Annotated in this window: 2 protein-coding genes; both read right to left on the bottom strand. The window is 29.1% G+C overall.

What is annotated here, in order from left to right:
• A partial coding sequence (locus tag ACTG3S_RS02760) for a hypothetical protein (protein WP_439127848.1) occupies nt 1-864 on the bottom strand: 864 nt, incomplete at its 3' end.
• Between the two features lie 133 nt (nt 865-997).
• Nucleotides 998-2,098, bottom strand: coding sequence for a DNA-processing protein DprA (gene dprA, locus ACTG3S_RS02755; RefSeq protein WP_439127847.1), 1,101 nt, complete (start codon nt 2,096-2,098; stop codon nt 998-1,000).
• Nucleotides 2,099-2,213 lie beyond the last annotated feature (115 nt).

Below are 2,213 nucleotides of genomic sequence, written 5' to 3'. Positions count from 1 at the left end.
TGGTGTGGTAATCATTCTTTTGGCCATGTAAGAACGTTCTTCAATTTTATATTGTCTAATAGAATCGTTTCGTAATTTTCTACCAACCATTTCTATCATTTTAAAATTTTCTTTCATAAACTGAAGGTTGTATACTTTTAGGTTGCCTTCAAAAGATTGCTGATCAAAATCTATGGCTCTGATTTTATAAATAATATGGTCAAAATCGTGTGTAGGTGTAATTACATAATTATAGGAACGCATATCACCCAAAAGACGCACTAAACAACGCTCTTTAAATTTAACGAATTCTTTAGCCAACTGGGCTTTTTCTAGTTCTGTACAACTAGGTAAAATATCTCTAATAAAATCATCTCCCGGAATACCTGCAATATGTTCTTCTATTAAGGTGTCTCCATGTACCAAAAAATTCATACTATGAGGAGATAAAATATGTTCTAATTCTAGACCATAAATTCTAGAAGCATCTGCTTTTTTTACATAGAAATACGTAAAGTTATCGTTTAAAATATTTCTAATTTTTACTCTAAAAGGTTTCGAATTACCAAATGTACAATAGTCTATGGCATCTACACTTAAAAAAGGAATGGTTTCAACATTTCCATCTGAATGTAACCTAGCATACACTTGTTTTAAACTTCTATCTATTTCTACTCTGTCTGAATCTGAATAATAAGTTCTAACCCAAAGTGTATCTTCATCATTCTTGTCATATACAGTAACTGACCCTTGAAAACGCAATAAATCTTCATAATAAATAGAAATTTTTATATTTCTTTTATAGTTCCCTAAATAAGCATTAAGCATTTCATTTACAGGAAATGCTGGCTTTTTTTTAGACATCAATTTCTTTTCTACTGCCATCTTTTCTCTTGATTTTTATCAAAAATAAGAATATTTTAAGGATTTTATGTTGAAATAAATTTACGAAGGTTGTTTCTATAAATATTAGTTCTTGAAATTTAAATAATTTTACTATTTCAAACTTCTACCAAAATTACATCAATTCAAACATTTTACCTGGTAATGGTTTTAACAATCCTTTCATTTCCATTTGCAATAATATAGATGACAATTGAAACACAGGGATATTACATTCTAGAGAAATTACATCTAAAAACTGTGTCCCTTTTTCATGTAAAAAATCATGTATTTTTTGTTCGTTTTCTGTTAGATTTAAAAAGAGCTGTTTTTGAATGGGTTTGGATTTTTCTACAATGTCCCAATTCAACATTTTAACAATATCTTTTGCATTGGTTAGCAAATGTGCTTTGTTATTCTTTATTAAATTATTACATCCTTTACTATAAACATCTGTAGTTCTTCCTGGAACTGCAAATACATCTCTATTATAAGAATTTGCAATATCTGCAGTAACTAAAGAACCTCCTTTTTCTGCAGATTCTATTATAATAGTTGCTTTTGAGATGCCTGCTACTATTCTATTTCTTTTTAGAAAGTTTTCTCTTAAAGGTTGTTCTTCACTCCAAAATTCTGTAAAAAAGCCCCCATTTTCATTTACTTGATGAATGTATTTTTTATGTACTTTCGGGTAAATTTGTTCAAAACCATGTGCCAAAACCGCAATAGTTTGCAAGTTGTTTTTTATAGCTGCTTTGTGTGCACAAATGTCTGCACCATAAGCAAAACCACTTACAATTATTGGGTTATAAGTTGCCAATTCTTGTACTAAATTGTTACAAAAGTCACGACCATAAGAGCTTAAATTTCTTGTACCTACAATAGAAATTATGTTTTTGTTTTTTAGGTTGATGTTACCATCTTTAAACAATAAAATTGGACTGTCGATACAATTTTGAAGATTTACAGGATAATCATCTTCTAAAAAATAAGAATATTGAATTTTATTTTTACGAATATAAGCTAGTTCTTGCGTTGCTAATTTGGCGTTTTCGGCATCAAAAAGATGCTTTATAACATGAGACCCAATACCATTAATTTTTGCAAGCGTTGTTGGTTTTTCTTTAAATATCTCAGTGACATCTCCTACACTTACAATGAGTTTCTTTGCCAAAATATCGCCAACAGCCTTACTTTTTTGCAATCTTAATATGGCAAGTAATTTTTCTTCTTTCATCTTGTAACAATTGGTTACAAGATATAAAAAATGAATGATTATCTATAAATCATGTACCAAAAGACATTTAAATTCTAGTTAAAGTAGCTGTGCAATTATCTGTAGGGTCTTGAAA

Source organism: Polaribacter sp., from assembly GCF_965656025.1.
Classification (GTDB): domain Bacteria; phylum Bacteroidota; class Bacteroidia; order Flavobacteriales; family Flavobacteriaceae; genus Polaribacter.
This window is presented reverse-complemented; position numbering and strand designations above follow the sequence as displayed.

What these genes read in the sequence shown, in the direction of transcription:
- dprA (WP_439127847.1), bottom strand. Translation starts at nt 2,098, where the DNA reads ATGAAAGAAGAAAAATTACTTGCCATATTAAGATTGCAAAAAAGTAAG.